This window comes from Endozoicomonas sp. ONNA1 (assembly GCF_024606325.1).
Taxonomy (GTDB): Bacteria; Pseudomonadota; Gammaproteobacteria; order Pseudomonadales; family Endozoicomonadaceae; genus Endozoicomonas_A.
The window spans coordinates 1-1,466 of record NZ_JAHHPN010000646.1; the positions used below are offsets into that span (position 1 = coordinate 1).

Genomic DNA, 1,466 nt, shown 5'->3' on the forward strand with positions numbered 1-1,466 from the left:
TTTTCCCCGCTCATGGCTGTCAAGGCACGATGCCACTCATCGGGGGTATTGGTGTTCTGGAAATGCTCTGCCAATTCGTCAGGAAGCGTGATAGTCACACCCTGCAGACGATCAAAGAGCCGTCCAAGAGAATAGTCTCTGTGATCCTGGCTGCTCAGCGCACTATTGACGGCACTTCGAAGCAGGCTGTTGACGGGCAGAATAAGAGGCAGGAAAAAGGTTTCAAACATAACCGCCCTGCCGGACTCTGCTACGGATGATACCAGCTTCTTGCAGGCTTCCGGTGGCAATAAAGGCATATCTACCGGAACCACTAAGAGGTTCACACCATCGGGCAGAGCCTCAATAGCTGTATGAATACCGCCAAGAGGCCCCCTGTCAGGTATTTTATCGACCAGCGCGTTGCTGCCACACTGAGCACCACTGAGCAATACTCTGTCGATACCGGATTCATGCAGCAAATTTTGCATATGTTGAAACAGGGGAATGTTCTGCCAGAGCAGGCGAGCCTTGTCCTGCCCCATTCGGGAAGACCTGCCACCAGCCAGCACCAATCCAATTGTTTGGGTCATATTAAGGGCACTCTGACCATAACCGTTTTGCCAAATGAGCGAGGATGGGATTCTACCAGTCTGCCCTGTAGACTTTAAGACTGAGCATTACACCAGTCAGGATCAGTAACCGCCAATTATTAGTTATGCTATTTGCTCTTTACCGACCTGACTCCGTGCCGCTAAATATAGAGTTGGATTTCACCTAATCAGGGACTGACATGCCGAGCATTCAAGAGCAAGTAGGTCATAATCTGAGACTCATCGACCAGGCCACTGAGGAAGGACGGGCCTGTCGTGTCACTCTGCACAATGGCATGCCGGTTGTGGAGACGTCCCCAAAAGAGTTTCTGAAGAAAACCCGGTGGAAATTTACACACCGCAGGAACAAAGTCGCTGAAAAAAAACTCAGGGACATGGTCATCAATGTCATTGAAGATTCTCACACCAGCCTATCCCTGCGACGACAGATTTTTGATGGTGCCAAAGACCGTCGATACACTTTTTTCTCAGACAGGGCAGTCAGAGCAATAGTAAAAAACGAAGCTCTGATGTTAAGCCCTGCTCCGATGGGAGAGCCAGTACCCTCCAAACCCTTGCCAAAAAGAAGAGTCAAGCTGCTGGACGCCATGAAATTCACCGGACCGGCCAGGCAGTTACCCGACAATCCCGGCAGGCACCGATTTGCTGATGCCATGAAAAGCAGCGGCCCTGCCAAAATCGTTCATAAAAGACCTCGTCCGGAAATGCCTCCCATTCCCTACACCCCTCCGACCATTATTGTGACTCCACCCACTGAAGAAGACGAAACACCGGACTCATTAACAGTGAACACCCCTCCGACCATTATTGTGACTCCGCCCACTGAAGAAGCCGAAACACCGGACTCATTAACAGTGAACACCCCTCCGACCA

At 50.9% G+C, this 1,466-nt stretch carries 2 protein-coding genes; one reads left to right on the top strand and one right to left on the bottom strand.

The window, feature by feature from the left end; genetic code table 11:
- Positions 1-572 (bottom strand): molybdenum cofactor guanylyltransferase (locus KDK19_RS15095; protein ID WP_257292275.1); only part of this gene is annotated, 572 nt, incomplete at its 3' end.
- Positions 573-772: 200 nt separating this feature from the next.
- On the opposite strand from KDK19_RS15095, the gene KDK19_RS15100 reads away from it, so the two are divergent.
- Positions 773-1,466 (top strand): hypothetical protein (locus KDK19_RS15100; RefSeq protein WP_257292276.1); only part of this gene is annotated, 694 nt, incomplete at its 3' end.